This window comes from Limibacillus halophilus, assembly GCF_014191775.1.
In the GTDB taxonomy this organism is placed as follows: Bacteria; Pseudomonadota; Alphaproteobacteria; order Kiloniellales; family CECT-8803; genus Limibacillus; species Limibacillus halophilus.
Genome location: NZ_JACHXA010000004.1, coordinates 51466 through 77286 on the forward strand (window position 1 = coordinate 51466; position 25821 = coordinate 77286).

Here is a 25821-nt window from a genome sequence, read left to right on the forward strand (position 1 = left end):
TGTTTGCTGTCTAGGGTTTCAGCCTAGGACATCCCTCTATAGGAGTGGCTGCATGTCGGATGCAGACCGCGGTATCAATTGGCCGCAGGAAATTTATGCGTCGTTCAAAGCCTGGGATATTCGGCAAGTCGGCTATGTGCCGGACGCTGGACATAAACAGTTGATAGCGGCTTGCCTGGACGATCCGGAGATCACAACGAGCGTACTGACGACCGAAGAGGAAGGCGTTGGTTTGCTTGCGGGCGCCGATCTCGGTGGACAGCGCGGCGCGCTCCTCATGCAATCCAGTGGTGTTGGCAATTGCATCAACACCTTCTCACTTCTGAGCCTTTGCGGATTTCCCTTCTTGGCTTTAGTCACAATGCGCGGTGAGTGGGGAGAGGTGAATGCCTGGCAGATGCCGATGGGCCAGGCAACGCCGAAGGTTCTGGGTGAGATGGGGTTCTTGGTTCTTCGCGCTGATCAAGCGACCGAGGTAGCAGAGACACTACAATCGGCCTTGGCTTTGGTTTTCGAGGGGAAACAACGGGTCGCGGTTTTGCTGGGACAACGCCTGCTTGGAGCCAAAAGGTTCTAACCCGCATTTTCGGATGGCAGCGGAACGCTGACTACATACGAACCAGGGGAAGGCATTTGCTAGGGACGCTGCCTACTGCGACTGTACGTTCAAAGGAGGCATGTCATATGGGAACGATGGTAAACGACAGGAGGCCAAAATGAACCGCGGCGAGAAAGTTCAAGCCTTTCGGGCACTCCATGTGCCCGGCGTGCCGCTGGTGATGCCCAATCCGTGGGATATTGGGTCGGCAAAGCTGCTGGTAGCGTTGGGGGCGAAGGCGATTGCCACCACGTCATCGGGATATGCCTTTACGCTCGGCATTCCCGACGGTGGGGCAATGGACCGGGCGACGGCAATCAACCATGCCGCAACGCTGGCCGCTGCTGTCGATGTGCCGGTCAGCGGTGATTTCGAGAATGGATACGGCGACGATCCTGAAGTTGTGGCTGAAACCGTGCGCCTGGCGGCCGCGGCAGGATTGGCCGGGGCGTCGATCGAGGATATCGCGTTGCCAGCCGAGGATGCCTATCCGTTCGATCTGGCTGTTGCCCGGATCGAGGCGGCTGTTTCGGCGGCGCTGGATGTTGACATCGTGCTGACCGCCCGGGCGGATGGATGGCTGCGTCGATCCTATGACCAGGACGAGGCCGTGCGCCGGTGTGAAGCTTTTGCGGCAGCAGGTGCCGAAGTGATCTACGCCCCCGTTGTCGATGAGGCTACGACCCGGCGGCTGACGGCGATTGGCCCGGCGGTCAATGTGCTTGCAGCGCCCCCGATGCTCGACCGCCCGGTGTCTGAAATCGGCGCCATGGGGGCGGCACGGATCTCGATCGGCGGTTCGCTGGCTCGTGTAACACACCGAGCCATAGTCGTTGCTGCACGGGCGATGCTTGACGATGGAGACCTGCGACGGCTCAAAGCGACGATCGGCGCGGCGGAACTCTCGGCGCTGATTGACGGCTGAACTGGTGCTAGAGTTGTTTCCAGGCAAAAGGTGACTGGTCATAATGCGCTTCACACCTTTTCAACTCCCGCAGAACGACGGCGCGGAATTGATAGATGGTCGTTTAACGAGGCAGGGCGATGTCAGATGACATGATCTATACAGTCGATCGCCGTCAAGCCGTCGCTCGGATTCTTGAGAATCGTCCAGCGGACTTGGCTGTTGTGACGGGGCTTGGAACACCGACTTATGACGTGGCTGCGGCCGGCGATCATCCATTAAACTTTTATCTTTGGGGAGCAATGGGCAGCGCCGTGATGATTGGCCTGGGCTTAGCTCTGGCTCAGCCCAAACGCCGAATTCTCGTTGTCACCGGAGATGGGGAAATGCTGATGGGGTTAGGGTCTCTCGCCAGTGCTGCGGTGAAGGGCCCCGAGAACCTGGGAGTTCTGGTCCTGGATAACGAGCGCTACGGCGAAACCGGAGGGCAAAAAAGTCACAGCGGCAATACCGTGAAGATTGCCGATGTTGCGAAGTCCTGCGGTTTCCCAGCAGCCGGCACTTATAGCCAGCCTGGTGAGCTGTCCGACCTGCGAAAGAAGTTGCTGCTTGAAAAGGGGCCGGTCATGGCGGTGCTGAAGGTGGCTGCCGGTGAACAGGCCAGGGTTTTGCCGGAGCGAGACGGCGCCACCCTGCGTTTGCGCTTTCGCGCAGCAGTCATGGCGGCGTGACAGGCACAAGGCGCTGATTGCTCGACGATCCAGAACTTGACTGCCTTTAACGGTTACAACCATAGCGAGTTTTCAAAAATCAAATTTCGACTGACGACCAAGGTAGTCGCGGCGGTCTGGCTTGTTGACGCCCCCACCGTCACCCGTTAGCGTTTCCGCGCAGGTTTTCCTGTCGGTCGTGGGACTGTAGCTCTCAACCGACGGTGGGGTATTTCACAAGAGCAGAATAGGGAGATAATCAAAATGCGTAAAATTCTGGCCGTCGCATTGATGGCAGGAGGGCTTTCCACCTATGGCGTCGGTGCTTCGGCGGAAACGACCTGGGACATGCCCACGCCTTATCCGGATGGTAACTTTCTGACGCAGAACGTGCGGCAATTCGCGGCGGACGTTGAGAAAATGTCCGGTGGAGAGTTGAAGATCACGGTTCATAGCGGTGCTTCGCTTTTCAAGATGCCGGAGATCAAGCGGGCAGTTCGCACCGGTCAAGCCCAGATCGGTGAAATCCTCCTGTCTGCTTATGGCAATGAGAATGCGATTTTCGAAGTCGACGGCGTTCCGTTCCTGGCAACCGGATATGACAACGCCTGGAAGCTTTGGGAGGCGCAAAAGCCCGTGCTGACAGACGTGTTGGCGGAAGAGAACTTGATGCCGCTGTTTAGCGGGGTATGGCCGGGTCAGGGCCTCTACAACCAAGAGGAAATTAGCTCTACCTCGCAGATGCAGGGCGTGAAATTCCGTGCGTACAACGCGGCAACCTCTCGTCTTGCAGAGCTGATGGGCGCCGTTCCCACGACAGTGCAGTATGCCGAGGTGCCCCAGGCTTTCTCAACAGGTCTCGTTAGCGCGATGCTGACGTCAGCGACCACGGGGGTCGACGTCAAGTCATGGGACTTCTTGAAGGTGTTTTACAAGACCGATGCCATGCACCCGAAGAACCTCGTATTCGTGAACAAGGATGCTTTTGCGGCCCTCGATGACAAAACCAAGCAAGCCGTGCTCGATGCCTCAGCAGCGGCCGAGAAACGCGCTTGGGAGCAGTCCAAGGTTGAAGCCGCCAATGCCGTCAAGGAACTTGGCGACAACGGTATGGCGGTCTTGGATCCGCCCGCTTCATTGATCGCTGACCTGGAGAAGATCGGCGCTCAGATGACCAAGGAATGGCAGGAAAAGGCCGGCGAAAACGGTCAGCGCCTGCTTGACGCATACAAGGCGATGTAAAATAGTCGTTGAAGATCGGCCGGTTAGCCTGGGCTAACCGGCCGTTTCTCATTTCTGCGTGCCGAGAAATTTGGAGCTGTCGAAAAGGAATGTCCTTGATCAGAACTTCGCTTGATCGGCTTTACCGCGTGTGTGGATATATCGCCGCAATACTGCTCGCCGGTATTGCTATTCTTATTCTGGCTCAGATTGTCGGACGCTTTTTTGGCGTCCTGGTACCCGCTGCAAATGAGATGGCGGGCTTCTTCATGGCCGGTTCGACATTCTTGGCTCTTGCTTACTCCTTCCGGGCTGGGAGCCATATCAGGGTTACGCTCGTACTCTCGGTCCTACCGCTGAAACTGCGCCGTTTCTTCGACATTCTGGTGCTGGTCGCAGGCGGAGCTTTGCTTGCTTACTCGACCTGGTACACCGCACTGCTCGTGAAGGATTCGCTGAGGTTTGGTGAGGTGTCGGACGGGCTCCTCGGAATTCCGTTGGCAATCCCTCAGTCCGCAATGTTGTTCGGTTTGGCGATGTTGACGGTTGCCATCGTCGACGAGCTGGTAAATCTGCTGCAGGGCAATACGCCAAGTTTTGAAGACAGCGCCGATGTCGTATTGGCTAAACCCGACGCGACGACGAAGACGGGGCACTGAGGATGGAACTCATAACGGAATCCATCCTGCTGGTCGTGTTGCTGTTCTTCTTCCTGGGGGCAGGGTTGTGGGTCGCCATGTCCCTTGCCGGAATTGGGTTGATTGCCATCCTACTTTTCTCCAGTGCGCCGCCCGGCCTGATCATGGCCACGACGATTTGGGGGAACAGCGCCAGTTGGACGCTGACAGCCCTACCGCTTTTCGTTTGGATGGGCGAGATTCTGTTCAGGACCAAGCTTTCCGAAGACATGTTCCAAGGTTTGGCGCCTTGGGTGGCGAAGCTACCCGGCAGCCTCTTGCATGTGAACATCTTGGGGTGCGCCGTCTTTGCGGCCGTTTCGGGCTCGTCTGCGGCGACGGCTATGACGGTCGGAAAGATGTCGGTGCCAGAATTGGCGGGCCGTGGTTACGATGAACGTATGTCCATCGGATCTCTGGCAGGCTCCGGCACCTTGGGCCTGCTCATTCCACCCTCGATCATACTGATTGTTTACGGCGTGTCGGCGGAGGTCTCGATTGTCCGGCTTTTCCTGGCGGGTGTGTTACCGGGGATTGTTCTGGCGGCGTTGTTCATGGGGTACACCGCTATCTGGGCCCTGCTCAATCCCAGCAAAACGCCAACTGCGCATATCGTCATGAGCTTCCGCGAAAAGATTTGGGCCTCGCGGCGTTTGATACCAATCCTGATGATCATCGTTTTTGTCATCGGCTCTATCTATTTTGGTTGGGCCACGGCGACCGAGGCAGCAGCGATCGGCGTTCTCGGCGCACTTTTACTGTCATGGCTGACGGGTTCGCTGAATTGGCCGACCTTTCTCGACAGCCTGATGGGGGCGACACGAACCTCTTGCATGATCGCCTTCATCTTGGCGGGTGCAGGCTTCCTGTCGGTGGCGATGGGCTTTACGGGATTGCCGCGGACCATGGCGGAGTTCATCAACGAGATGAACCTGTCGCCTTATCTTCTGTTGGCGGCCTTAACCGTCTTCTTTGTCGTTCTGGGATGCTTTTTGGATGGCATTTCAGTCGTGGTGCTGACAACGTCGGTAATTCTGCCAATGGTGGAGGCGGCCGGAATAGACCTAATCTGGTTCGGCGTTTATGTCGTTCTGGTGGTGGAAATGAGCCAAATCACGCCGCCGGTCGGGTTTAACCTTTTCGTCCTTCAAGGATTGACCGGAAGAAATATTCTCTACATCGCCTGGGCAGCGTTCCCCTTCTTCCTGCTCATGGTTTTGGCCGTCGGTATCCTCATTGCCGTGCCAGAGCTGGCCACTTGGTTACCGCAAGCAGCGACTGCTCGGAACTAAATGGGGTAGGGTGGGGGCTGCGGCGCCCCGACTATTATTCTGCAGCGGCGCTGGAGCGGAGTTTCAGGCTGGCCGCTTCGTCCAGATGGCCGTCGACACGGACGATAACCCCGTAGCTGCGGCGCGCTTCTTCAGGAGACACAAAGCCGCTGCGCACGTCCGCCGCGACCTCTTCCAAGGGGCGCGCAAAAGCATCTCCAAGTCCACCGCCGCCGGGCATTTCCATGATCAGCTTACGCCCGGCGGGAATGGGTTGGCGTCCCTTCCCGCGCATCATGGTTCCGTCATCCTGGCGTAGCTTGCCAATCATTCCATTCGCACCGCCCTGGCGTCCGCGTGGCGGGTGTATGCACCTGTCAAACATCGCTGAGATCGCAAAGGGGGCCCCCTCCAGATGACTGATCTCCATGACTTGCCCCAGGCCGCCGCGATACCGTCCCGCGCCGCCTGAATCCTCGCGATACTCCTTACGCCATACGATCAAGGGACTGATCGTCTCGGTGACTTCGACCGGTGTGTTCCTTACCCCCGAAGGGAAGGCCGTCGCTGAGAGGCCATCTTTGCCTATCCGCGCACCCGTGCCGCCGGCATGGAACACATTGATGGCGAACGGCGTCGCTGATCCGTAATCCGCATCGCCCACCAATCCATGTCCGCCGAGTAGCATCGGATTCCAGAGACAAGAGGTACCCTCGGCCGGCACGCCGCCCTCCAGAGCGGGCTCCAGACACCCGAGAACCACATCAGGCAGCATCTGTCCAATCGCATGACGCGCAGCGACCGCACAGGGGTGGGGCGCATTCAACAGGCACCCTTCCGGCGCGGTGACGCGCACGGCCGACAGTGATCCCGCGTTATTGGGGACCTTTCCGCCGATGATGCAACGCACGCCAAAACTGGCGTAAGCTTGGGTGTAGGTCAGGGGGACATTGATGCCATAAGTTGAGACACCGGATGTGCCTTCGAAATCTACCTCGATCCCATCGTCCTTAACGGTGAGTGCAGCAACGAGATCGACCTCCTTTTCATAGCCGTCAATTCGCATTTTGTTGCGGTAGGTGCCCTTTGGCAGCTTGGCTATCTCGTCCAGCATTGCCTGGTGGGACCGCTCGATAACAAAATCCGCGAGTTCGGTTAGCGTTTCCATGTCGAACTCTGCCATCATGGCGACCAGGCGCCGACTGCCGGTCTCATTGCAAGCGGCAAGTGAGTAAAGATCGCCTTCTACCTGAACCGGCTCTCGTACGTTGGCACGAACCATCTCTAGCAGTGACTGGTTCATGACGCCGGCATGGGCCAAATGCATGATCGGCACGCAGACGCCTTCCTCGTAAACTTGTCGTCCGTCGGGACCAAAGCCGCGCCCCCCTACATCCACCACGTGGCTGGTCGAGGCAAATAGCGCGACGACGCTACCGTTCAGAAAGGTTGGTGTGACGACGGTAAAATCGTGCAGATGTCCGGTCCCCAGCCAGGGGTCGTTAGTAATGAAGACATCGCCTTCGCGCATCGTGTCGATCGGGAACTTCTCTAGAAAGAAACCGACACTGGCCGCCATTGCATTGACGTGACCAGGTGTGCCGGTAACGGCCTGCGCCAACATCCGCCCGGTGGTGTCGAAGACACCGGCCGAAAGATCGCCGGCCTCACGCACGGAGGTCGAAAAAGCGGTGCGGATCAGGGTCTGTGCCTGCTCTTCGACTACGGAAAGCAAGCGGTTCCACATGATTTGCTTGCGGATTTCCGCGAGCGCGGTTTCCTTGCTCATGCAACGGCTCCTTGCAACATCAGGCGTTCCTGCGCCTTTCGAGAATAACATAACCACGCGCGTTGACCTCAGCTTCAAAGGCTGCGGAGATCACCGTTGTCGTTTGGGCCTCGACAACAACGGCGGGGCCTTGGATTCGATGACCGGGTGAGAGGTCGTCGCGCCAGTAGACGGCCGCTTCCACACGTTTGCCCAGTCCTGGATCGAAGAGACTACGGGTTCCCTTGGCAAGCAAGCTTCCGCTTGATGTCTCGGTCGGTTCAATGACTGTCACGGGTTCGGGTTTGGTTGAGAGCGTCAGTGTCCAACTCAAAACCTCTATATCCATGCCGGGAATTGAACGGCCATAGAGCGCTTCATAGGCCGTGGTGAATGCCTGCCGAAGCTCGCGTCCATGTACTTCAGTCAGACGCCCGGTTGGGATGGCCACGCTGATCTCGTGGCCCTGGCCATGATAACGCATGAAGGCTTCAGCTGTTTCCACCAAAGCTGCGCCGGGAGCGCCTTGATCGAGGATCGCCTGCGCCTCGGCGCGCATCTCTTCCATAACCGCGTTGGCAACCTTGGCATCGAAGGACGAGAGCCGCATATAGCGGCTGCGCACCACCTCATAGGCGACCGGTGCCTTCAAGAACCCGATGGCCGAGCCGACGCCGGCACCTGTAGGAATCACAATGCGATCTATTTCCAGCTTTTCGCCAAGCCGCGCTGCGTGAAGCGGGGCGGCGCCGCCAAAGGCGATCATTGTGCGGCTGGCGACATCCTTTCCCCATTCAATAGCGTGGACACGCGCCGCATTCGCCATGTTTTCGTCCACCATCTCGACGATGCCGAACGCCGCCAAATCCTGATCCATATTCAGTTTATCGCCGATGGCTTGGGCAACGGCGGCGGCAGCCTTCTCAGGATCAAGATTGACAGAGCCACCCGAGAAGACGCTCGGATCGATGCGCCCGAGGACAGTATCGGCATCCGTAACGGTTGGTTCGGTACCGCCCAGACCATAGCAGGCGGGACCGGGCTCCGAACCCGCACTCTCTGGTCCAACGGCGATGCGCCCCAGTGAATCGATGGCAGCGATTGAGCCGCCACCTGCGCCAATCTCCACCATCTCAATGACCGGAATTCGGACGGGCAATCCAGAGCCCTTCATGAAACGATAGGCGCGATCGACCTCGAAGGTCCGGCTTTTCAATGGCAAGCCATCGTCAATCAGGCAAACCTTCGCGGTCGTACCTCCCATGTCGTAGCTCAGCACACTTTCCAAACCCAATTCCAGGGCAACGCGGCTGGCCAAGATGGCGCCGCCCGCCGGGCCGGATTCCACGAGGCGGATGGGGAGTCTCCGCGCGGTTTCCAGGTCGGTCAGGCCACCGCCGGAGGTGATCAGGAAGAAGGGGCAGGAAAAGCCGCGTTGCTGCAGGGCCAGCTCCAATTCCTTCAGGTAGCGAGCCATCAAGGGTTGGACGTAGGCATTCGCACAGGTTGTCGATTGGCGCTCGTATTCACGGATTTCCGGGCAGACTTCGCTAGCCAATGATAGCGAAATGCCGGGCAACTCGCGGCGGAGGATCTCCGCAATTCGCAGTTCGTGCACCGGATTGGCATAGCCGTGGATAAGGCCGATGGCGACGCTCTCGATCTTCTCCTTGCGCAGGACCGGGATCAGCGCATGAACCGTATCTTCCGCCAGTTCGATCAGAACATCGCCGCTGGCTGATATTCGCTCGGTAACCGGTAACCGCAAGTGCCTGGGCACCAGGGGTTTTGGGCGGTCAACATTGATGTCGTATTGCTCAAAACGGTTTTCATAGGCCATTTCCAGGGAATCCCGGAAGCCTTCCGTGCAAATCAACGCTGTTTTTGCGCCCTTGCGTTCGATCAGTGCGTTGGTGGCGAGAGTTGTTCCATGAATCAGGATCGCGATATCTGCGGGAGAAAGCTTGGCGTCGGCCAACACCTTGGCAATGCCCGTCAATACGCCTTGTTCCGGCGCGCGAGGGGTCGTCAACGTCTTAGTGGTGGTTAGTTGATCGCCATGCTCAAGCGCTACGTCCGTAAACGTACCGCCGATGTCCACTGCAAGACGAGCGCCACTGCCATTCGACTGCGCCATTACGCTTCTTCTCCCAGGTCTCAATTGAGGCACTTACAAGATTGCAAGTAAGAGACCCTAGACGAAGGCAAAGTGCTTTGCAAAGCTCGGAAACGAGGGTCACCAGCGCAAAGTGGGAATGGCGAAGTTTGGCTTGTGGCCATGGGCCTTGCAGATGGCTGCCATCCGCTCTTCCTGCGGCATACGACCGTCCGTCATACCCAAGGTTTCCGCATGAATTCCGTCGAGGACCCAAAGGCTGCCCATGCCACTGGCGTTGGCGCCTGCAATATCGGTTCGCAAGGAATCGCCGATGCACAGAACGTCCCTTGGGTTATCCAGGCCCAACAAATGCATCGCCGACTCATAGATCGGAGGATGTGGCTTACCATGGTAGCGAACCTCGCCGCCCAGTTCCTCGTAACGGCCTGCTACGGCTCCGGCGCATATTTCCCGCCGACCGCCGCGAATGACTTCCAGGTCCGGATTTGCGCAAATCATGGGCAGGCTCTGTGACAGACAAGCGTCGATGATCGCTTGGTAGCTCCCGACTGTGTCTTCGGCACCATGACCACCGGTATTCAAGATAAAATCCGCCTCTACGGGGTCATGCGTAAAGTCTAGGTCCAGGCCATCGCGCATGCCGTGGTCGCGTTCCGGCCCCAAGTGGTAGCAAATGCGGCCCAAGCGCGCATACCAGGGGTCCCTGCGGGATCGGAGATTCTGCCAAGCGTCTTCGCCCGAAGACAGCAGCGCATGATAGCAGCTTTGGTCGATACCAAGTTCCCTGCACCGCTCGGCGACTTCACTGGACCGCCGTGGCGCGTTTGACAGGATCAGGATGCGACCACCTTGCGTCTTTAGATTCCTGACAGCCTCAACGGCGGCTGGAAAAGCTGTCACACCGTCATGTAGGACGCCCCACAGATCGACGATGTATCCCTGATGTCGACCGGCAAGTTCACGCAGGCCCTGAATATTGGAAATAGCTTCACTCATGATGCCTGCCTTTTGGCACAGCTTGGTCGCTCAGGGAAGTGACGAGCGCAGTGGGTGCAAATTTTTCTTTCGACGGGGCCCGTTGTTGGCTGCTATTCCATCCTCCTGTTCGGGAAGAGGGGCGGGTGTTGGACCGCGAGGAAAGACTATGAGATTGACTGGAATCGTTATTACCGCGGCGTTACTACTCGTTGGCTGTGCCTCATCACAGGAAATGGGAGAGAATCCGCTAACCGGCACGACTTGGATCGCAGAGAGTATCGGCGGCCAGGCAACGTTGCCCGACCAAACGGCATCCCTGACATTCGAAAGCGCGGTCAGTGTTAGCGGCGATACCGGATGCAACAGCTTTCTAGGGTCGGCACAAGTCGATGGTTTCGGGCTTCGTTTCGGGCGTCTTGTGTCAACAAGGATGGCCTGTAGTGGCGCTGCAGGCGAACAGGAGGCGCTGTATTTGGCACTGCTCCAGAAAGTAGGGGCCTATCGTGAAGAGGGCGGCGATCTTCTATTGCTCGCAGAAGACGGTCGCACTCTGGTTCGTCTTAGGCGTCTGTAGGCGTAGAAGCCGGGGCAGGCCGTGCGCTACGGCCACCGCGACGCTCGACGGTGACGGACTTCACGACCGCAAAGATGTCCAGTCCAGGCCTCAAATTTAGACGCTCCTTGGATTTGCGCGTGACGCGCGCCAGTAAGGTCGTATTGCCGCAGCCCAGCGAAACATCGACATAGGGGCCCGGGTCTTGGCGAATCTCGACGACCTTGGCGGCGATTTGATTGTTGGCGCTGACTTCCGAAAGAGGCGCAAGCGCCAGGATGATATCCCGAGCTCGGATGCGCACGCGCACTGAATCGCCCGGTCGCCCCTGTAGCCCCGGTACCGTAAGGCTGCCGTGGTCAAAGCGTAGTTCCGTCAAATTGAATGCGCTGTCCTGACGTTCGATCAGACAGTCAATGACCGCACCAGCTTCGAAGCGCCCAGTGAGCGGAAAGAGATCTAGCCTCGACATGATGCCCGATACCGACCCGCTGGCCGCCACCTTACCGTTGTTCAGAAGAACCATGTTGTCGGCGAGCCGGGTAACCTCTTCTATCGAATGACTTACCACTAGAATGGGCACGCGTGCTTCATCCCGTAGACCTTCAAGATAGGGAAGAATTTCCTCCTTGCGCGAATGATCCAACGCCGCCAGGGGCTCGTCGAGCAGCAGCAATTTCGGCCCTGACAGTAACGCCCGTCCCAGTGCAACGCGTTGACGTTCGCCACCGGATAAACCAGCCGGTCGGCGCATCAATAGTGACCCGATACCCAACAGTTCGACAATTTTGTCGATTTCATGCTCGGGAACGGGCTTTCCCCTGCGGCGCCAACCGTAAAGCAGGTTGTCTCGGACCTTCAGGTGCGGAAAGAGTCTGCCATCTTGAAAAACATAGCCGATCCGCCGCCCTCTGGTCGGCACATAGAGTTTTGTCTCGCTGTCGTAGAGCGTCTCACCAGCAAGGCAAATTTTCCCCTTATCCGGTCGAATCAAACCGGCAATCACGTTGATCAAGGTCGTCTTACCTGCGCCGGACGGGCCGAAGATCGCCGTAATGCCGCGCGCTTCGGCGGCAAAATCGATGGATAGCGGGAAGCCGCGTCGGTCCAATTCGAAAGAGACTTCCAGAATCATCGGCCGCTCAGCCTCCGAACGCGCTTGGCGGCCACCTCGGAGAGGAGCAACCCACCGAAAGCTAGGGCGATCGACACCAGAGCGAGACGTGCAGCCAGGACCTCGCCGCCGGGTGTTTGGATGGCCGTGTAGATTGCCAGCGGCAGTGTTCGGGTCTCACCCGGAATGTTCGACACGAACGTGATGATGGCGCCAAACTCCCCCAGACTTGCAGCAAAAGCAGTGATCGCGCCTGAGATGACACCCGGCAGCGCCAATGGCAAGGTGATGGTTGTGAAGCGGTCGAGCGGCCCCGCGCCCAGTGTCTCGGCGGCGACTTCGAGTCCGCTGTCTATTGCCTCCAGGGCCAACCGTATGGCGCGAACTTGAAAGGGGAAGGTGATGATGCCTGCCGCCAGAACCGCGCCGGTCCAGCTAAAGGAAAAACGGATACCTAAGGTCTCCAGCAGCCAGGCACCAAGCGGTGCGCGGGTTCCAAAGGTGATCAGCAACAGGTATCCCATGACCACCGGCGGCAGAACCAGTGGCAGATGCACTAATCCGTTGACGATGGCCTTGCCCGGGAACTCCTTTCGCGCCAGAAGGAGTGCTGTCACAAGTGCGAAGGGCAGGGCCATGATGACGGCCAAGCCAGCCACCCGCAAACTCAGCAGCAAGGCTTCCGTTTCAGCCGCTGTAAGCCAGTAATCGCTCATGGACGATCAACCGGAAAGCCAGCGCGGTCATAAATTTCCAAAGCTGCCGCACTACCGAGAAAATCGAGCGCTGCGCGAGCAGATTTGCTGTCGCGGCCGGCGACAATGGCAAAAGGATAGCGAATAGGGTCGTGAAGGTGCTCCGGGAAGACTGCCAGCACTTTGACTCGATTGCTTGCTGCTGCGTCTGTCGCATAGACAATCCCCATGGCCGCTTCGCCGCGTTCGACCAATACAAGGGCGGCACGCGTGTTATCTGCACGCGCCAGATGGTTCTCCAATGCGGTCCATGTTCCAAGCCGCGAGAGGGCCTGCTTTGCGTAGAGTCCGGCAGGCACGTGATCCGGGTCGCCAACCGCCATCCAGTTGCCGCGACCAAGAAGCGATAGAAAATCTGTACTCTTGTCGATGGTGAAAGGTTCCAGGGCGCTTTCGACGGCGGCGATGACGGCCAGCCGATTATGGATGAACACACGCTGACTATCAGCCGCTATCAGGTTGCGTTCCTGAAGGTACGTCATCCAAACCTCGTTGGCTGCCGCAAAAATATCGGCGGGAGCGCCTTGCTCGATTTGTCGGGCAAGCGTGGAGGAACCGGCAAATGAGAATGTCAGTACGTGTCCCGTCTGTATTTTATAGGCCTCAGCTATTTCCTGTAACACGTCCGTCAAGCTTGCGGCCGCATAAACCGTGATGCGATCCTGTGCTTCCAGCTTGCTGGCGAGCATTGTCGCAAGCAACAGCGAGATGGCGAAGAAGGTTGATCTGAACATGCTCGCAAGACGCCTTAGAGTTCACCGCTATATTTGTATGGATATAGCGGTGGGTCAATGTGCAAGGGAGGGCCGGGCGCAGTGGAACTGCTGACGACAAAAGAAGTTGCTAAGCTTCTGCGGACAAAGGAACGAAAGATTTACGAACTGGTCAGCCAGAACGCAATTCCCGTAAGCCGGGCGACCGGAAAGCTTTTGTTCTCACGAAGTCTGATAGAGGCATGGGTTCGCGACCATCTGGAATGCGCCGAAGGTATTGAGCGCCTTGAAGTCCATCCCGCCGTTCTTGTCGGTAGCCACGACCCACTGCTGGATTGGGCAGTCAAGGAGTCCAACTCCGAATTGGCGTCGTTATGCGATGGCAGTCTTGATGGCCTCGAACGCCTTATCGCCGGCAAGGCAGTAGCAGCAGGCGTTCATATTTTCGACCCGGAAACACGAAGCTGGAACCAGGAAGCCCTGCGTCTGGCCGCGCCTGGCTTGCCGCTTGTTGCGGTTGCTTGGGCGAAGCGTCGGCAAGGGTTGCTTTTGCCGCCAGGAAACCCCCGGGGTGTCCAAACGTTGAGTGATCTGCGGGGGCTTCGTTTCGTCGCACGTCAGGCCAAGGCGGGGAGTTGGGTTTTGTTCCGGCACCTATTGAAAGAGGCGGGTATGACGAGCCTTGATCTAGATGTGCTGGATCGCCCAGCCCGCAGCGAGACAGATGTCGCGCTGGCGGTTGCCGAAGGCCAAGCTGATGCCGGACTGGCCATAGAATCTCAAGCCAAGCTCTATCGGCTGGAGTTTCTGCCTTTGGCCTGGGAGCATTTCGATTTGGTCATTTGGCGCAGAGATTATTTCGAGCCGCCGATCCAACGCTTGCTTGATCTCGCACGGAAAGAATCCTTTGCGGCGAGAGCTAAAACACTGGGCGGGTATGATCTGACGGGTATGGGCGAGGTGCGTTACAACGGCGGCTAATTTCTCCGATGAAACGCACCTCTTGTCCAATCTATTGCTTGGCGTTCGGGAAGAACAACTGCTGCCCGTCGATCTTGTACGCGGCAATCGCCGCCTGACCCTCGCTGCCCAGCAACCAATCGATGAAAGCCTGACCGAGGTCCGCTTTGACATTGGGATGCTTGGCCGGGTTGACCAGAATGACGCCGTACTGGTTGAAGAGCGCTTCGTCACCTTCGACCTGGATTTTGAAATCAGCTTTGTTGGCAAAGGAGATCCAGGTCGCCCGGTCAGTCATAGCATAGGCACCCATGCCGACCGCCGCATTGAGTGTTGCGCCCATGCCCGATCCGGTTTCCCGATACCACGAGCCGCTCTCAAGAGTGGGATCGACACCGGCCGCCTTCCAGAGCGCAACTTCCTTTTTGTGGGTGCCTGAATCGTCGCCGCGGGAGGCAAACCGTGCTTTCGCGGCAGCGATCTTTTTCAACGCCACAATGGCATTGTTCATTCCGGCGACCCCGGCGGGGTCGTCTGCCGGGCCGACGATTACGAAGTCGTTGTACATCAGATCCGCGCGTGAAACGCCATCGCCTTTGGCGACAAAGGCTTCCTCTGCGGCTTTGGCATGAACCAGCAAAACATCGCCGTCGCCATTTGCCGCGTTCTTGATCGCTTGACCCGTGCCGACCGCAACGACGCGAACCTCAATCCCGGTCTTCTGGGTGAAAAGTGGAAGGACATGATCAAACAGGCCTGAATTTTGAGTGGAGGTCGTGGATTGAACGAGAATGAACGTCTCATCTGCGACAGCTGGAGCGTGGTTACTGAAATGAAGGACCACTGTGGCCAGCGCCACGGCACTTAAAATGATCAATGAAAATCGTCGTCTCATAACGTCCTCTTCGTTTTGCTGTCTAATTGAATGGCGGTAGGGTCCTTGGTTGCTAGTCCGGTCGCCTAAAGGACAATGCTGCCGGACAGGAATGCCTGCGCAGCGGGGGTTTTAGGATTCTCGAAGAAGCTTTCGGCCGCTCCGCGTTCGAGCAAGCGTCCGTGGTGGAGGAACGCAACTTCGTCCGCCAAGCGCCGCGCCTGACCGATGTCGTGTGTAACTAAAAGAATTCGGGTCCCCTGATCGCGCGCCAGCGACACGATTTGCTCAATGGCAAGGGTCGAGGCCGGGTCAAGATTTGATGTCGGCTCATCCAGCAACAGGACTTCAGGAGCCGCGGCCAGGGCGCGGGCCAGCGCCAGGCGTTGTTGCTCGCCACCTGAAAGCACCCTGGCTGGCGACCCCGCCAAGTGTTGCAGCCCGGCGCGCTCCAAGGCTTCCGCGGTGCGCCTTTTGCGTTCCGCCCGCGGCAGAGAAAGCGCCGCTAAGACATAATCGATGTTCGCGGCCGCAGAGCGGCGCAGCAATATCGGCTTTTGGAACACAAACCCCAAGCGCGGCCGTCGCGACCTGTCCGGTGTTCTACCATTCCAGGTAACTTGACCGCTGTCGGGTGCGACCAAGCTGGCCATCACGCGCAGGAGCATCGATTTGCCGGCGCCATTGGGGCCGAGCAGAGCTGTTAACCCACGACCTTCGAGGTTGAAAGAGAGGTCACTTAGGATGGCTCTACCGCCCCTGATTACATGCAGAGCGCTACAGGTGAGCGGCATGACGCGCGCTGCATCTTTTCCGCCGGTTCCTGGTGGATCAAAGGGCATGGCAGGATCACGCGAATGCGGCGCGCTGAGCCGTCGCGCGCAAGGCCATTACCAGGGCATTGACGCAAAGCGCCAATAGCAGGAGCACCATGCCTAACCCCAAGGCAAGGGCGAGATTACCTTTTGAGGTTTCGAGGGCGATTGCCGTGGTCATGACGCGCGTGACATGGTTGATGTTGCCGCCGACGATAATAACGGCACCGACTTCAGCGATAGCGCGCCCAAATCCCGCCAATAAAGCGGTCAAGAGGGAGTATCGCCCATCCCAGATCAGCGTAGCTGCCATTTGAAGCTTGCCGATACCGAAGACTCGAAGCTGCTCATCATATTCACCCCGCAAGTCATCGACGGTCTGACGCGTGATCGCAGCCACGATCGGTGTTACCAGGAGCATCTGAGCGATGATCATGGCGGTGGGCGTGTAGAGGAGTTGCAAGGCACCCAATGGTCCTGCATTGGATAGGGCGAGGTAGACGAGCAATCCGACGACGACGGGGGGCAATCCCATCATTGCATTGAGCAATAGGACGGCGATGCCATGGCCCGGAAAACGCAGAACGGCAATCACGGCACCCAGAGGGAAGCCAATCAGGGCTGCCAGGGCAACGGCGCTAAGACTAACGCGCAATGACAGGGCCACGATCTCCAGGAGCGCGGGATCAAGCACTGAAAGTAAGCGAAAAGCCTCGCCAAAAGCCGCTGAGAAGTCTTGCATCAATTGCCTCCTTCAAGAACGCTAGCGACATACTGTGAAAATTCTAGCGTTCATCATTAAAATGTAAAAAAAACAATAAAACAGGTAAAAACACATAAACAAAATGCTGTTAAGTCTGAGAGAGGTGATGAGGGCTTTGTGCTGGACCCAGGGTAATCCGATGGACCAAGATGCGTAGCCATTGACCCGCGCCTGTCTTGAGGAGAATGACAATGTACAAGGATGACCTGTTGGCCGGGAAAAAGGTGCTGGTCACGGGAGGCGGTACCGGGTTAGGGCGAAGCATGGCGGAGCATTTCCGTCGTTTAGGTGCTGCCGTTGTTATATGTGGCCGTCGCCAGGATGTGCTGGCGCAGACCTGCGAGGAAGTAAATGCGCGGGATGATGCGCCGGAGATGACCTGGAAAGGCTGTGACATCCGTGACGCGCAGGCGGTCCATGATATGGTTGAAGCCATCTGGAGCGATGGTCCCCTTGATGTCTTGGTTAACAACGCTGCCGGGAATTTTATCTCTCGCAGCCATGAACTCAGCTCGCGCGCTGTGGATGCGGTTCTCGGTATTGTTCTCCACGGAACATCCTACGTAACCCTGGCTTGCGGGAAGCGCTGGCTAGCGGGTGAGCATGCGGGGAATGTGCTCTCGATCGTTACCAGTTACGCCTGGACCGGGTCGGCTTATGTGTTGCCCTCGGCCATGGCCAAAGCCGGGGTCCTGGCGATGACGCGGAGTTTGGCTGTGGAATGGGGCCCCCACGGGATCCGGTTGAATGCCATAGCGCCGGGCCCGTTCCCGACCAAGGGCGCTTGGGAGCGCTTGGTACCGCGCCCGGAGTTGGCGGAACGCTTTGAGCAGAAGAACCCATTGCGCCGCGCCGGACGGCATGAGGAGTTAACCAATCTGGCCTGCTACCTGATCTCCGACCAATCAGGCTATGTAAATGGTGAAGTCGTTACCATCGATGGCGGCGAGTGGTTGCAGGGTGCAGGACAGTTCAACTTTCTTTCCGAGATGACGGATGGCGACTGGGAAGCCATAAAGCCGAAGAAGAAATAGCGCAGATGACGGTCAAGCAGGATGAAAGGCAGCGTAATCTTGAGGGTTTCCTGACGCTTGCAGGCTGGGGTGGTGCAAAGCGTGATCCCCTGCCGGGGGATGCGTCCTTCAGGCGTTACGTGCGCCTGGATCGCGGGCGAGGCGAGCGATGTCTTTTGATGGATGCGCCACCGCCGCAGGAGGATGTTCGCCCCTTCGTCAAGGTTGCGCGCCATCTGCTCGACTGTGGAGCCAGCGCTCCACGCATCCTGGCGGTCGATAACGACAGCGGGTTCTTGCTGTTGGAAGATTTTGGTGAGGACACCTTTACCCGAATTCTTGCCCGCGATCCGGAACAGGAGACCGCACTCTATGAGTTGGCCGTCGATTGCCTGTCTTCATTGCACGGTAATTCTCGCTCGGGTGAGTTGCACCTGCCCCAATACGATACGCGCGTTCTTCTGAGAGAGGCGGCGCTGTTCTGCGACTGGTATTTCCCCGCCGTAACCGGCCGCGCGCCGACAACGACCCAACGTGATTCCTATCTTCAAAGCTGGCGGGAGATCTTTACAGCCCTGCCACCAACTGGACAGGGATTGGTTTTGCGAGACTTCCACGTCGACAATCTGATGCTATTGCCCGAACGGTCGGGGGTCGCTGCATGCGGGCTCTTGGATTTTCAGGATGCTTTGCAGGGACCGCTCGCCTATGATCTGGTATCGCTCTTGGAGGATGCCCGCAGGGACATTGATACCCAGATGGCAGCGCTTCTAAAACGGCGATATCTCAACCAGACATCTGTCGAACCGGACAGCGCGGCATTTGACGCCTGGTATGCGGCGCTGGGCGCCCAGCGTCATGCCAAGGTCGCCGGTATCTTCGTGCGTTTACTGTGGCGCGATGGCAAGGATGTGTACCTGAAGCATGTTCCCAGGGTGCTCCGTCTGCTTGCCAGCAAGTTGGAAAGCGAACCGGCGCTGGCTCCAATGGCGGAGTGGGTCACGTGTCATTTTCCGGATTACAAACAGCCCTTGCCGCCGCCAAAAGTCTGGGCGACTCGTGCGCTGCCCATCGGCCCTTAGCGAGCGCTGGACGACGAAAAGCTGCGGGCTATGCCGAGGATCAGGAATAAACCGGCCGACGTCGCCAGAACGGTTGGTAATCCGCCCGGCCCAACCACGTCCATCATGGTGCCGGACAAGGGCGGGCCACTCAAGCTACCCATCGCATAAAGCATGACGAAGAGGCCATTGGCGGCGGGCAACGCCCCACCTTTGAAACGCTGTCCGAGCATGGCAAGGGATAGGGTGTAAAGGCCGACAAAGACGCCACCCCAAATAAAGACAACCGGCCAAAGGAGCCAAGGTGTGGACAGCATCCAGGGAAGGGCGAGAGATCCTAGCAATCCAACTGCGCCGCAGGCCATCAACAGCATACGCCGGTTGACTTTATCGGCAATGAAACCCAGTGGAATTTGAAGCGCGACCGTACCGGCGATGGCCACGGATAGCAGAAGTATCGAGGTGTCCTGGTCCAGGCCGTTTCGGATGCCGTAAATCGGCAAGAACGACAGGATTGCTGAATCCATCAGGCCGGAACAGAACACGGCGGCGAACAGAGTGGGGGCGGCCAACAATATCTGCCATCCACTGCTTTCGTGGCTGACTTCAATCGTCGGAATGCAGTCCCTGGCCCAAATAAGCGGGATGGCGGCGAAGGTTATACTTCCAGCAAGAAACAGGAACGGGGTCCAACCGTCGGTGCCTATGAAAGTAAGCAACAGTGGTCCGCCGGCGAATCCCAACCCCAGCATTGTTGCGTAGATACCCGTCATCAAGCTGCGGCGCTCCTCCTTCACCACGGCATTGAGCCAAGTTTCGCTGACCACCCAGTGAACTGCCATTCCAAGGCCGGTCAGAAACCGTAAGGGGAACCAGGCGGCAAGATAGGGTAGAGCAGGCATTGCCAGATAACTGACGATGATCAAAGCAAACCCGGCCATCAGGATGGGGAACGTGCGCAGATGTCGCATGGAGCGCGGCAGAACCCAGGCAACGAACAATGTCGCCAGAATGGGAGTCGCCGAATTCAACCCGATAACGGTGCCAGAAACACCCTGCTTTTCCAGAATTAAAGCTATCAGTGGGATACCGGTGCCAAAGGTCAAGCCAGCGGCAAGGATGCTGGCCATCAAGGCGATAAGGCCGCGCCGCTGCTGTGACGTTGTCAGCTTGACCGGATCCGGCGTTGCCGTGACAGGCGTGTGCGGTATGGGGTCATGTGGAAAGGGGCTGCTCATGGAGGTGGAACTACCAATGTGATAAATCTTGATTAAACGTCCATTCAGCAAACTTAGTCGGTTTTCTGCGGCGCTGTCACTAGGCGGATTGAAAAGTAGCTTCGAACCGTTCCAATGCAGATGACGGGATATCCGCGCTGTTGTATCAAGACCGGCTATACGGACTTTGACGGTTTTCCTGTTTCGGGGTTTGTCGGCTTCGACAGCAGGGCATGGAAGGATCTTAAGCGGAATGCCAAAGCAAGAACATCGGGCGGACTTTGCCACAGTGGCGCTTTGGGCCATCAACCTGGCCCGACCACTGAACGGAATGAATGCCTGGATCGCAGGGCTCGACGCAAAGATGGCCGAGGCCGCCGGCTCCGGTGCGGATATTCTCGTTTTACCCGAGTACGTGAGTGAGCAGTGGTTGAGCTATGCACCGAACGATCTTGCGCCAACCGAGGAGATTGCCTGGATGGCCGATGAGGGTGAGCTTGCGTTGGATCACCTGAAAGCCTTGGCCGCGAAGCACGATATTGCGGTATTGGCGGGAAGCTTCCCGGCGCGTGCCGCGGGTGCGCGGAAGGATGGGCCGCCGTTCGTAAATCGCGCTTTTTTGTTCCTTCCAGACGGAAGGATGACCTTTCAAGACAAACTCTGCTTGACGCCTAGCGAAAAGAATCCGGATGCATGGAATTTGAACGTTGGTGCGGAGGTTACCTTTACTCAGTGGCGCGGCTTACGCATCGCCACGCTCATTTGTTTGGATGTGGAGCTACCCGCTTTAGCCAGCGCGATCGCAAAGCGCGAGCCGGATTTGGATTTGCTTTTGGTACCCTCTATGACCGAAAAGGAATCCGGTTACAGCCGGGTTTTCGGTTGTGCCAAGGCTCGTGCCGTCGAGTTACAAACAGCGGTCTGTGCGGTTGGTTCGATTGGCTCGGTCGCACCGGACGGATCCCGCCCCAATTTTTCCGGGGCAGCCGTTTTCCTGCCCTGCGAGGAGCCGCTTGGCTTCGATGGACGCTTTGCGGAGATTGCGGGGCGTGCCGATGCCGAGGACGACGGCCCTCTTCTCATCGCCAAGGATGTGCCGGTCGGTCTAATCCGGGAACTGCGCAAGGGCGGTGATGCCGAGGTATGGCCCGGCTCCTGGTCTGCGGAGCATGTTTCATTTGGAGAGAATTGATTTGTCATGAACGATACCAAGCCCGTGAACCCAGCCATCATTGCAGTCGCCATCACCGGATCCGTGCCGCGCAAAAAGGATACGCCGGCCATACCGGTAACACCTGCCGAGCAGATCGAGAGCACGCACGAGGCCTATGAGGTCGGCGCGGCGCTGGTACATATACATGTCCGCGACGATGACGAGAACCCGTCTTCGGATGCGAGACGCTTTGCGCAGGTCGCGGAGGGAATCCGACGGCACTGTCCTGACATCATCATCCAGTTTTCGACGGGTGGCCGGGGGCGTAGCCATGCCGAGCGCGGGGCCGCTTTGGTCTGGGGTCCCGACATGGCGTCGCTGGCAACCGGGTCGGTCAATTTTCCAAACATGATTTATGAAAATCCGCCGGCGCTGATCGACACCTTGGCGGCCGAGATGCTGGAACGCAAAATCAAGCCGGAGATAGAGATTTTCGATCTTTCAATGCTCTATAAAGCCGCTCAGATGGTTGATGCGGGGACTTTGGCCACGCCGCCCCATGTTCAATTCGTAATGGGAATTCAGAATGCTTTGCCGGTACGGCGGCAAACGCTGGAGTTCCTGTTGGCCGAACTGAGGGCGCTGATCCCCGATGCGACCTGGACGGCTGCAGCCATCGGGCGGCACCAGTTGCTGGTCAACGAGTGGGCGTTGGAGCTCGGTGGACATCTTCGCACAGGGTTGGAAGACAATATCCGTTGGGATAAAGACCGGTTAGCCAAGTCGAATGCAGAGTTGGTCGGGCGTGTCGCAGACCTTTGCCGCGCGGCGGGACGTGGGCCTGCCTCGGCCGTTGAAGCACGCGCCATCCTCGGTTTGCCACAGGTCGGCTAGGTCTAAAGCCAACGATCCTCCAGTCCGTAACCCAGATAGGCGGCGCGTAGGTAGAGTTTGCGCAAAGCTGGGAGGGGAAATCGCCGTAGTGGGCCACGAACGACGGCAGGCAGCTTGTCCTGGGTAATCGCGCCTGCGGCCAAATCCGCGAGCGCCTTCCCGGTCCAACTGCTCATGGCAACGCCGTTTCCATGGAAACCGAAGCCGGTCCAGGCTTTGTCCAGGCCGGGAACTGCGCCGACGTAAGGCACAAGGTCATAGGTTAAGCAGACGAAGCCGAACCAGAACCTCTCTGTCGGGACACCGGCCCATGCTGGGAACATACGCTCGAAGTCGCGGCGCAGGCGGCGATTCATCGCTTCGGAGCCTGCTGGAGATGCGTCGATCCCGCCACGCCCGCCAAAAAGAAACCGCCCATCCGGCAACAAGCGAAAGTAATGCAGCAGGCGTCGACTGTCATAAGCCATGAGATCACTGGTCCACCCCTGAGCCTTTTGCTCTTCGGGCGTAAGAGGGCGGGTCACCAGGATGTTCGACATAACCGGCATTGACCGCCCTGCCATACCGCTTGGCATGTTCTCGCTTCCGTAGCCGTTGGTTGCGAGAATTACCTGTTTGGCGAGGATTCGGCCTTTTGGCAGGGTCAACACGTGCTGGCTCGCTTGCTGGCTCCAGCCGATTACGGGACTATTCTGGTGAATGGCGGCGCCCGCAGCCAACGCGGCCGTAGCAAGGGCTCGTGCGTAGGCGAGGGGATGCAGTGCAAAGCCGCAGCCAATGAAAAGCCCGCCATGGAACTCGGGCCCCGCAACGCCAATCTCCGCCATCTCGTCACGGGAGAAGACCTGCATCTTCATTCCGAAGGTGTGGGTCATATACCGGGCTTCTTCACGTAATTCGCTCATGCGCCCAGGTTTGTGGGCCAAAGCCAGTTCACCCGCACTATGGCGATCTGCTTGAACATTCCGTGAGTCCAGGAATCCACGGACGTTCTCTACCGACTCGACCTGCGCCGCATAGAAACGGCGCATCTCCGTTTCGCCGTAACGCTTTTCCAGTTGTGGATAGGAAAGCCGCGTTGATCCGAGGCAGCAAAATCCGCCGTTGCGGCCCGACGCACCCCAAGCGGGCTCACCAGCATCAAGCAACATTACCTTCGCTTCATAGGTTTCTGCCAGGCGATAGGCCGCCCACAGGCCAGTGAATCCGCCGCCGATAACCGCGAAATCGACGCTGTGATCGCCCTCGAGTGAAGGGAGATCGACCGACAACGGTGTTGCGGTCGCTCGCCAGTGGCTATCCGGCGGTCGGGAAGGATCAAATGCGCTGGGGTGATAGATGCGACGAAGGTTCAAGTGGAGCTACCTGACGGCAAGGGTCCGAAAAGTAAAACCAACCTTACCGTTTCTCGTCGTCACCTGTCATCGTTTACGCCTGGGCTTCCAGTAAATCCCTTCGGCGTTGCGAAGTGCATCGATCCGTGCGATTGCCTCGACGACCTCCCTGTCACCCTTGGAGACGATCAAGGCGAGGAGGCTTTCCAGCAATGCCAGCGCCGAGGTCATGGAGGGAAAAAACTGAGGGCTCGCCGTCGGCGCCAGCAGCAGATGGTCGGCAAACTGTGCTACAGGGGCCGCCCGGCTATCGGTGACGATCACGCATCTGGCGCCCTGGCGCTTGGCGAAGGCAACCGCTTTTAGCGTTTCCTCTGCATAGGGTTGAACGGAGAGGGTGAGCAGCACATCGCCGTCACCGATGCGCAGCAACTCATCCATCACACTTCCGGTACTTTGGACGAGTGTGAGGTTTTCAAGCGCCAATCGCCCGACGAAGTGAAAATAGCCTGAAAGACCATTCAAAGCCCCAAGGCCCATGATGTAACTTCGGCGCGCGGATATGATGCTGGCTGCGGCGTCACCGATGACCTGCGGGTCGATTTGGCGGAACGCGCTTTCTATGTTGGCAAGTTGAGCCTTAGCCATCTCTGCAAGGACCGGCCCGCCGTCGCCTTGGCTGCCAACCTGCTGCAGCCATTCGGCGCGGGTTGCGAAGGTATCGGGGCCGGATCTGACAGCTTCCTGGAAGCCATGACGGAACTGTTCATAGTTATCAAAGCCGAGCTCGCGGGCTAACCTGAGCATGCTTCCGGGTGTGATACCAAACTTCTGGGCAAAGCCGCGCATCGAAGTGATCGCAACCTCTTCTGGCTGATCCAGAACGGCGCGTGCGGCCCGCTGCAACTGAGGGCTGAGGGCCGATTGTCGCGCGGCCAGAAGGTCGAGTATCTCGACTAATTGCATCATATAAATCTCTTGCTATGATAAAGCGTATGATCTAGAAGCTATCACGAATAAAACATTTGTTCCATTGTTTCTCTGACATGCTCTCAACTGAGTAGGGTTGGAGGGGGAGCGACAGGCGTCATGCAGCGTTATTCGGTTTTCAGCCTTGTGAGCAATGCACTCCGCGGCAATCAGCATTGGGAGCGCGCCTGGCGTGATCCCGACCCCAAGGAAGAATACGATGTGGTGATCGTCGGCGGCGGCGGGCATGGGCTGGCTACTGCTTACTATCTTGCCAAAGAGCACGGCATCAACAAGGTGGCTGTTCTTGAGAAGGGCTATCTTGGAGGGGGCAACGCGGGCCGGAACACCACAATTGTCCGTTCGAACTACATGATCGACGGCAACACCCAATTCTATGAACACTCTTTAAAGCTGTGGCACGGGCTCAGCCAGGACCTGAACTACAATGTCATGTTCAGTCCGCGCGGCTACGTGGCGCTGGCAACCTCCCAGGCGCAGATGGATGCCTCCGCCTTCCGCGCCAACTCGATGAGAATGAATGGGATTGATGCGGAGCTGTTGACGCGTGAGCAGGTACAAAAACTGCTTCCGTACTTGGATTGCTCGCCCAACGCCCGCTTTCCGGTGTACGGAGGCTTATGGCAGGGGCGTGCAGGCACTGCTCGGCACGACGCTGTCAACTGGGGCTTTGCGAGAGCCGCCGATTCCAGAGGCGTCGACATTATCCAGCAGTGTGAGGTTCTGGGATATCTGTGGGACGGCGGCCGAATCGTTGGCGTGGAAACGACTCGGGGCAACATTCGGGCAAAGAAAGTCGCACTCGCTGTTGCTGGCAGTACCACCCTGCTAGGCCAAAAGGCTGGTCTGGAACTGCCGATTGAAAGCCATCTTCTGCAGGCTTTCGTGACTGAGCCGATCAAACCGATGATTGACTACGTGATCGCTTATGGCACAGCGCATTTCTATATCAGCCAGTCTGATAAGGGCGGTTTGGTGTTGGGTGGCGATCTGGATGGATACAATTCCTACGCTCAGCGCGGCAATCTGCCGATAGTCGATGAAGTTCTGACCGTCGCCAAAGCACTTATTCCTGCCCTGTCACGGCTGCGGGTGCTCCGGCACTGGGCAGGTGTCATGGATATGTCCATGGATGGCAGTCCGATCATCTGCAAAGCGCCTGTTGACGGCCTGTACCTGAATTGCGGCTGGTGCTATGGCGGGTTCAAGGCGACGCCTGCTTCGGGCTTTGCCTTCGCCCATACAATCGCCAAGGACGAGCCATACGAAACCAATGCCCGTTTCACGCTTGATCGTTTCCGACGCGGGTATCAGATCGATGAAAAAGGCGCGGGCCCCACGCCCGGCGCGCACTAAGGAGGGACCA

At 58.0% G+C, this 25821-nt stretch carries 25 protein-coding genes; 13 read left to right on the top strand and 12 right to left on the bottom strand.

Annotation, left to right across the window (positions count from 1 at the left end; genetic code table 11):
• The first annotated feature begins 52 nt into the window (after window positions 1–52).
• The 6 genes from FHR98_RS08325 to FHR98_RS08350 all read left to right on the top strand — a co-directional run bounded on the left by FHR98_RS08325 (window position 53) and on the right by FHR98_RS08350 (window position 5402).
• Window positions 53–577: a phosphonopyruvate decarboxylase gene (locus FHR98_RS08325; RefSeq protein WP_183416227.1), complete on the top strand. Its 525-nt coding sequence runs from the start codon at window positions 53–55 to the stop codon at window positions 575–577.
• Between the two features lie 139 nt (window positions 578–716).
• The gene (locus tag FHR98_RS08330; protein WP_183416228.1) at window positions 717–1523 is read left to right on the top strand and encodes an isocitrate lyase/PEP mutase family protein; all 807 of its coding nucleotides are present in this window, start codon (window positions 717–719) and stop codon (window positions 1521–1523) included.
• Between the two features lie 131 nt (window positions 1524–1654).
• Window positions 1655–2233 (top strand): thiamine pyrophosphate-dependent enzyme, encoded by a 579-nt coding sequence (locus tag FHR98_RS08335; protein ID WP_183416229.1) that lies wholly within the window; start codon window positions 1655–1657, stop codon window positions 2231–2233.
• A 243-nt stretch (window positions 2234–2476) separates the two neighbouring features.
• A complete protein-coding gene (locus tag FHR98_RS08340; RefSeq protein ID WP_183416230.1) occupies window positions 2477–3454 on the top strand; it encodes a TRAP transporter substrate-binding protein in 978 nt (325 codons plus the stop codon).
• A gap of 89 nt (window positions 3455–3543) precedes the next feature.
• Complete coding sequence (locus FHR98_RS08345) at window positions 3544–4092, top strand: TRAP transporter small permease (RefSeq protein ID WP_221205805.1); 549 nt, start codon at window positions 3544–3546, stop codon at window positions 4090–4092.
• Between the two features lie 2 nt (window positions 4093–4094).
• Window positions 4095–5402: a TRAP transporter large permease gene (locus FHR98_RS08350; protein ID WP_183416231.1), complete on the top strand. Its 1308-nt coding sequence runs from the start codon at window positions 4095–4097 to the stop codon at window positions 5400–5402.
• Window positions 5403–5436: 34 nt separating this feature from the next.
• Here FHR98_RS08350 and FHR98_RS08355 read toward each other — a convergent pair whose 3' ends face one another.
• The 3 genes from FHR98_RS08355 to FHR98_RS08365 all read right to left on the bottom strand — a co-directional run bounded on the left by FHR98_RS08355 (window position 5437) and on the right by FHR98_RS08365 (window position 10264).
• On the bottom strand, window positions 5437–7170 hold the full coding sequence (locus FHR98_RS08355) for a hydantoinase B/oxoprolinase family protein (protein ID WP_183416232.1): 1734 nt from the start codon (window positions 7168–7170) through the stop codon (window positions 5437–5439).
• A 19-nt stretch (window positions 7171–7189) separates the two neighbouring features.
• Entirely contained in the window at window positions 7190–9286 is a 2097-nt protein-coding gene (locus FHR98_RS08360) for a hydantoinase/oxoprolinase family protein (protein WP_183416233.1), read from the bottom strand.
• A gap of 99 nt (window positions 9287–9385) precedes the next feature.
• The gene (locus FHR98_RS08365; protein ID WP_183416234.1) at window positions 9386–10264 is read right to left on the bottom strand and encodes a TIGR01459 family HAD-type hydrolase; all 879 of its coding nucleotides are present in this window, start codon (window positions 10262–10264) and stop codon (window positions 9386–9388) included.
• Window positions 10265–10412: 148 nt separating this feature from the next.
• Between FHR98_RS08365 and FHR98_RS08370 the strand changes: the two genes are divergently transcribed.
• A complete protein-coding gene (locus FHR98_RS08370; protein ID WP_183416235.1) occupies window positions 10413–10820 on the top strand; it encodes an META domain-containing protein in 408 nt (135 codons plus the stop codon).
• Here the strand turns inward: FHR98_RS08370 and modC are convergent.
• From modC to modA, 3 genes are read right to left on the bottom strand one after another with little or no spacing between them, the layout of a single operon-like run.
• Complete coding sequence (gene modC / locus FHR98_RS08375) at window positions 10807–11934, bottom strand: molybdenum ABC transporter ATP-binding protein (protein ID WP_183416236.1); 1128 nt, start codon at window positions 11932–11934, stop codon at window positions 10807–10809. The genes FHR98_RS08370 and modC overlap by 14 nt on opposite strands.
• Complete coding sequence (gene modB, locus FHR98_RS08380) at window positions 11931–12629, bottom strand: molybdate ABC transporter permease subunit (RefSeq protein WP_183416237.1); 699 nt, start codon at window positions 12627–12629, stop codon at window positions 11931–11933. The genes modC and modB overlap by 4 nt, the downstream gene beginning before the upstream one ends.
• Window positions 12626–13402, bottom strand: coding sequence for a molybdate ABC transporter substrate-binding protein (modA, locus tag FHR98_RS08385; RefSeq protein ID WP_183416238.1), 777 nt, complete (start codon window positions 13400–13402; stop codon window positions 12626–12628). Before modA ends, modB begins: the two co-directional genes overlap by 4 nt.
• 81 nt (window positions 13403–13483) lie before the next feature.
• Between modA and FHR98_RS08390 the strand changes: the two genes are divergently transcribed.
• Window positions 13484–14362 (top strand): substrate-binding domain-containing protein, encoded by an 879-nt coding sequence (locus tag FHR98_RS08390; RefSeq protein WP_221205806.1) that lies wholly within the window; start codon window positions 13484–13486, stop codon window positions 14360–14362.
• A gap of 31 nt (window positions 14363–14393) precedes the next feature.
• Here the strand turns inward: FHR98_RS08390 and FHR98_RS08395 are convergent, their stop codons facing one another.
• The 3 genes from FHR98_RS08395 to FHR98_RS08405 form a co-directional block, all read right to left on the bottom strand.
• Window positions 14394–15236, bottom strand: coding sequence for an ABC transporter substrate-binding protein (locus FHR98_RS08395; RefSeq protein WP_183416240.1), 843 nt, complete (start codon window positions 15234–15236; stop codon window positions 14394–14396).
• A 65-nt stretch (window positions 15237–15301) separates the two neighbouring features.
• Window positions 15302–16057 (bottom strand): ATP-binding cassette domain-containing protein, encoded by a 756-nt coding sequence (locus FHR98_RS08400; protein ID WP_221205807.1) that lies wholly within the window; start codon window positions 16055–16057, stop codon window positions 15302–15304.
• 7 nt (window positions 16058–16064) lie between these two features.
• Window positions 16065–16772: an ABC transporter permease gene (locus FHR98_RS08405; RefSeq protein WP_183416241.1), complete on the bottom strand. Its 708-nt coding sequence runs from the start codon at window positions 16770–16772 to the stop codon at window positions 16065–16067.
• 212 nt (window positions 16773–16984) lie between these two features.
• Between FHR98_RS08405 and FHR98_RS08410 the strand changes: the two genes are divergently transcribed.
• Entirely contained in the window at window positions 16985–17827 is an 843-nt protein-coding gene (locus FHR98_RS08410) for an SDR family oxidoreductase (protein ID WP_183416242.1), read from the top strand.
• 5 nt (window positions 17828–17832) lie between these two features.
• Window positions 17833–18888, top strand: coding sequence for an aminoglycoside phosphotransferase family protein (locus FHR98_RS08415; RefSeq protein WP_183416243.1), 1056 nt, complete (start codon window positions 17833–17835; stop codon window positions 18886–18888).
• Here the strand turns inward: FHR98_RS08415 and FHR98_RS08420 are convergent.
• Entirely contained in the window at window positions 18885–20105 is a 1221-nt protein-coding gene (locus tag FHR98_RS08420) for an MFS transporter (protein ID WP_183416244.1), read from the bottom strand. The two genes, FHR98_RS08415 and FHR98_RS08420, sit on opposite strands and share 4 nt — an antisense overlap.
• 232 nt (window positions 20106–20337) lie before the next feature.
• Between FHR98_RS08420 and FHR98_RS08425 the strand changes: the two genes are divergently transcribed.
• Window positions 20338–21276 (top strand): nitrilase-related carbon-nitrogen hydrolase, encoded by a 939-nt coding sequence (locus FHR98_RS08425; protein ID WP_183416245.1) that lies wholly within the window; start codon window positions 20338–20340, stop codon window positions 21274–21276.
• A 6-nt stretch (window positions 21277–21282) separates the two neighbouring features.
• On the top strand, window positions 21283–22131 hold the full coding sequence (locus tag FHR98_RS08430; RefSeq protein ID WP_183416246.1) for a 3-oxoadipate:acetyl-CoA acetyltransferase: 849 nt from the start codon (window positions 21283–21285) through the stop codon (window positions 22129–22131).
• A 2-nt stretch (window positions 22132–22133) separates the two neighbouring features.
• On the opposite strand, the gene FHR98_RS08435 is transcribed toward FHR98_RS08430, so the two are convergent.
• Both FHR98_RS08435 and FHR98_RS08440 read right to left on the bottom strand, forming a co-directional pair.
• The gene (locus tag FHR98_RS08435; RefSeq protein WP_221205808.1) at window positions 22134–23486 is read right to left on the bottom strand and encodes an NAD(P)/FAD-dependent oxidoreductase; all 1353 of its coding nucleotides are present in this window, start codon (window positions 23484–23486) and stop codon (window positions 22134–22136) included.
• 66 nt (window positions 23487–23552) lie between these two features.
• Window positions 23553–24434 (bottom strand): MurR/RpiR family transcriptional regulator, encoded by an 882-nt coding sequence (locus tag FHR98_RS08440; RefSeq protein WP_183416247.1) that lies wholly within the window; start codon window positions 24432–24434, stop codon window positions 23553–23555.
• Window positions 24435–24554: 120 nt separating this feature from the next.
• Here FHR98_RS08440 and FHR98_RS08445 point away from each other — a divergent pair, with 120 nt between their 5' ends.
• Window positions 24555–25811, top strand: coding sequence for a sarcosine oxidase subunit beta family protein (locus FHR98_RS08445; protein WP_183416248.1), 1257 nt, complete (start codon window positions 24555–24557; stop codon window positions 25809–25811).
• Window positions 25812–25821 lie beyond the last annotated feature (10 nt).

What these genes read in the sequence shown, in the direction of transcription:
- FHR98_RS08350 (WP_183416231.1), top strand. Translation starts at nt 4,095, where the DNA reads ATGGAACTCATAACGGAATCCATCCTGCTGGTCGTGTTGCTGTTCTTC.
- FHR98_RS08430 (WP_183416246.1), top strand. Translation starts at nt 21,283, where the DNA reads ATGAACGATACCAAGCCCGTGAACCCAGCCATCATTGCAGTCGCCATC.
- FHR98_RS08410 (WP_183416242.1), top strand. Translation starts at nt 16,985, where the DNA reads ATGTACAAGGATGACCTGTTGGCCGGGAAAAAGGTGCTGGTCACGGGA.
- modA (WP_183416238.1), bottom strand. Translation starts at nt 13,402, where the DNA reads ATGTTCAGATCAACCTTCTTCGCCATCTCGCTGTTGCTTGCGACAATG.
- modC (WP_183416236.1), bottom strand. Translation starts at nt 11,934, where the DNA reads ATGATTCTGGAAGTCTCTTTCGAATTGGACCGACGCGGCTTCCCGCTA.
- FHR98_RS08360 (WP_183416233.1), bottom strand. Translation starts at nt 9,286, where the DNA reads ATGGCGCAGTCGAATGGCAGTGGCGCTCGTCTTGCAGTGGACATCGGC.
- FHR98_RS08415 (WP_183416243.1), top strand. Translation starts at nt 17,833, where the DNA reads ATGACGGTCAAGCAGGATGAAAGGCAGCGTAATCTTGAGGGTTTCCTG.
- FHR98_RS08425 (WP_183416245.1), top strand. Translation starts at nt 20,338, where the DNA reads ATGCCAAAGCAAGAACATCGGGCGGACTTTGCCACAGTGGCGCTTTGG.
- FHR98_RS08355 (WP_183416232.1), bottom strand. Translation starts at nt 7,170, where the DNA reads ATGAGCAAGGAAACCGCGCTCGCGGAAATCCGCAAGCAAATCATGTGG.
- FHR98_RS08440 (WP_183416247.1), bottom strand. Translation starts at nt 24,434, where the DNA reads ATGATGCAATTAGTCGAGATACTCGACCTTCTGGCCGCGCGACAATCG.
- FHR98_RS08325 (WP_183416227.1), top strand. Translation starts at nt 53, where the DNA reads ATGTCGGATGCAGACCGCGGTATCAATTGGCCGCAGGAAATTTATGCG.
- FHR98_RS08340 (WP_183416230.1), top strand. Translation starts at nt 2,477, where the DNA reads ATGCGTAAAATTCTGGCCGTCGCATTGATGGCAGGAGGGCTTTCCACC.
- FHR98_RS08405 (WP_183416241.1), bottom strand. Translation starts at nt 16,772, where the DNA reads ATGCAAGACTTCTCAGCGGCTTTTGGCGAGGCTTTTCGCTTACTTTCA.
- FHR98_RS08345 (WP_221205805.1), top strand. Translation starts at nt 3,544, where the DNA reads ATGTCCTTGATCAGAACTTCGCTTGATCGGCTTTACCGCGTGTGTGGA.
- FHR98_RS08330 (WP_183416228.1), top strand. Translation starts at nt 717, where the DNA reads ATGAACCGCGGCGAGAAAGTTCAAGCCTTTCGGGCACTCCATGTGCCC.
- modB (WP_183416237.1), bottom strand. Translation starts at nt 12,629, where the DNA reads ATGAGCGATTACTGGCTTACAGCGGCTGAAACGGAAGCCTTGCTGCTG.
- FHR98_RS08335 (WP_183416229.1), top strand. Translation starts at nt 1,655, where the DNA reads ATGATCTATACAGTCGATCGCCGTCAAGCCGTCGCTCGGATTCTTGAG.
- FHR98_RS08400 (WP_221205807.1), bottom strand. Translation starts at nt 16,057, where the DNA reads ATGCCCTTTGATCCACCAGGAACCGGCGGAAAAGATGCAGCGCGCGTC.
- FHR98_RS08395 (WP_183416240.1), bottom strand. Translation starts at nt 15,236, where the DNA reads ATGAGACGACGATTTTCATTGATCATTTTAAGTGCCGTGGCGCTGGCC.
- FHR98_RS08365 (WP_183416234.1), bottom strand. Translation starts at nt 10,264, where the DNA reads ATGAGTGAAGCTATTTCCAATATTCAGGGCCTGCGTGAACTTGCCGGT.
- FHR98_RS08420 (WP_183416244.1), bottom strand. Translation starts at nt 20,105, where the DNA reads ATGAGCAGCCCCTTTCCACATGACCCCATACCGCACACGCCTGTCACG.
- FHR98_RS08370 (WP_183416235.1), top strand. Translation starts at nt 10,413, where the DNA reads ATGAGATTGACTGGAATCGTTATTACCGCGGCGTTACTACTCGTTGGC.
- FHR98_RS08445 (WP_183416248.1), top strand. Translation starts at nt 24,555, where the DNA reads ATGCAGCGTTATTCGGTTTTCAGCCTTGTGAGCAATGCACTCCGCGGC.